General features: G+C 50.1%; 2 protein-coding genes. Both read left to right on the top strand.

Going from position 1 to position 2,836, the window contains the following annotated elements; translation table 11 throughout:
* The coding region (locus ACO6UY_RS24290) for an RAP domain-containing protein (RefSeq protein ID WP_422491620.1) at window positions 1–1,415 on the top strand (1,415 nt) is incomplete at its 5' end.
* A 237-nt stretch (window positions 1,416–1,652) separates the two neighbouring features.
* Window positions 1,653–2,836 (top strand): DUF1601 domain-containing protein (locus ACO6UY_RS24285; RefSeq protein ID WP_422491619.1); only part of this gene is annotated, 1,184 nt, incomplete at its 3' end.

Here is a 2,836-nt window from a genome sequence, read left to right as displayed (position 1 = left end):
AGGCAGTGGCCGTGCTGTTGCCCCAAGTGAACGCACAGAAAGCTAACTATAAACCACAGGAAATCTCCAACCTGCTGTGGGCCATGGCGAAGCTGGTGGACAGTGGGCTGGAGCGGACACCAGGTCTCAACAAGGCAGTGGCCGTGCTGTTGCCCCAAGTGAACGCACAGAAAGCTAACTATAAACCACAGGAAATCTCCAACCTGCTGTGGGCCATGGCGAAACTGGTGGACAACGGGCAAGAGCAGACATCAGGGCTCAAAGAGGCCGTGGCCAGGCTGTTGCTCCACGTGAACGCACAGAAAGCTAACTTTAAACCACAGGAAATCACCAACCTGCTGTGGGCCATGGCGAAACTGGTGGACAGCGGACAGGAGCAGACACCAGTACTCAACGAGACCGCGGCCGCACTTTTGCCCCACATGAACGCACAGAAAGCTAACTTTAATCCACAGGAAATCGCCAATCTGCTTTGGGCCATGGCGAAACTGTTGGACAGCGGGCAGGAGCAGACACCAGTACTCAACGAGACCGCGGCCGCACTTTTGCCCCACATGAACGCACAGAAAGACCAATTTATTCCTCAGCATATCGCCAACCTGCTGTGGGCCATGGCAAAACTGGGTGAGTTCGTTGAGCTGAATGTGGTTACCTCTACGTTCAAATCGCTTGTCTACCGAATCAGTGAAAACCCTCAGCTCTCTCAGCAAGTGATTTTGATGTCTCTCTGGGGAGTAATGGTTTGCTGTGCCAGGTTGTCTCTAGTCTCCAATGCCAATAAAAATAACGTGCTTGAAAAGCACATGGATGACCTGTTTACTCGCCTGGAAAATACCTCCCCAAACAATGAAGAAGAACAATCCATCATTGCCATGGCCGCAAGTTGGCTTGGAAGAGCGAGTCCAGTCGTCCCCCATTACCAGACAACCATTTCAAAACCTCAATCCGACTTCCGCGATCAACTCCAATCACGCATTCCATCGTTGAAGATTGAAGAAGAAAAGAATCTGAACTCACTACCGCCGGTTGACCTGCTTCTGCCAGATCATAACATGGTGATTGAAGTTCAGGGACCGTCTCATTATGTGGGTGGTGATTTCAAAACCAGGAATGGTTCTACTCTGCTTAAAATCGCATTGCTGCAAAAATCAGGATTTGAGGTCATTGAAATCCCGATTAACATGCTTTGGAACCGGGATTCAATGAAACGATGTATTGATCAAATAAAGGCCAGGGTAGGCATCCCACCACAACGTCATGGCTCTCTATCACTTAAAAGAAGGTGGGCAGATGAGGCATACGTTACACCTGATAAAGGCAGGCAACCCTCAGATCCCGGTTACTTAACTGCCGAAGAACATTCAGGGGAGCAACCCGGTAAACCCACAAAGAGGAAGAAAACAAACAGCCAGTAATTGCCTTCCTCACATCATGACTCAAGAACCTCTTTCACATTCCGGGAAGGAATGCCAGCGTTGAACACCTGTTGCCCATACATCTCGCCCCGGATGATTTGCAAATAACGGACTAATGGCATCAGGAGTAGAGGTGTTTTCCCAACCGTTTATGTTTATAGATACTTCAGCAAAATGAACTTCTGAGCAGAACCGCAGTCTGCTTTTTATATTTTCATGAATTAATGAAATATAATTATGGATAGAAGCTCTGCTGGTATCAGTGGTCAATACGCAAGATCAGGTAATGATTACAACCGACCGAATGAACACGCCGCTTCTTCACGGCGTGGGCGATACAGACATGCCACAGTCAGACAGTGGGGTCATCCCCCCCGCACAGCCCCGGTACGTAATGAATTTTACTATTCTTCCGCCACATGCTCTTCTCAAAATCTACAGCGCCGTTCAGTAAACCGCGCTCAGGATTTTAATAACCTCATCAAACAGGAAATAATGGATGGTCTGGTGAATCAATCTGCTCGGATCGGTCATCGCTATGATGGGAGACATCACGGTCAATATGCCAGTTCAATTAAAAAATACACGTCAGCTGCTAAAAGACCGTTAAATCGAGCGGAACAAAGCCAGCTGATATGTTTCCTGAAAAATTTTAACGCAACGCAAAGCTGGAATTGGCGAAGTCTGACGACAACACTTCACTCATTCACTTCGGCAGGTGTTTTTACCCCTCATAAACCCATGGATGAGCGTGTTAAGCTTACACAAGCTGCCTTATTGTCAAGGCTACTTGATGCAATAATATTTAACTGCAACCAAAAACCTGAAGCCAGGGATATTGATGCCCGGGGAATCGCCAACCTGCTGTGGGCCATGGCAAAACTGGCGAACAACGGGCAGGCGCAGAGACCAGAGCTCAACGAGGCTGTGGCCGCGCTGTTGCCTCACGTGAACGCACAGAAAGCTCACTTTAAACCACAGGAAATCGCCAACCTGCTGTGGGCCATGGCGAAACTGGTGGACAACGGGCAGGAGCGGACACCAGAGCTCAACGAGGCTGTGGCCGCGCTGTTGCCCCACGTGAACGCACAGAAAGCTCACTTTAAACCACAGGAAATCGCCAACCTGCTGTGGGCCATTGCGAAACTGGTGGCCAACGGCCAGGAGCTGACACCAGAACTCAACGAGGCCGTGGCCGCGCTGTTGCCCAACGTGAACGCACAGAAAGCTCACTTTAAACCACAGGAAATCGCCAACCTGCTGTGGGCCATGGCGAAACTGGTGGGCAACGGGCAGGATCAGACACCAGGGCTCAAAGAGGCCGTGGCCGCGCTGTTGCCCCACGTGAACGCACAGAAAGCTCACTTTAAACCACAGGAAATCGCCAACCTGCTGTGGGCCATGGCGAAACTGGTGGACAA

Source organism: Endozoicomonas sp. ALE010, assembly GCF_049310165.1.
Classification (GTDB): Bacteria; Pseudomonadota; Gammaproteobacteria; order Pseudomonadales; family Endozoicomonadaceae; genus Endozoicomonas.
The sequence above is the reverse complement of the archived record's forward strand: the minus strand, read 5'-3'. Positions and strand labels throughout refer to the sequence as shown.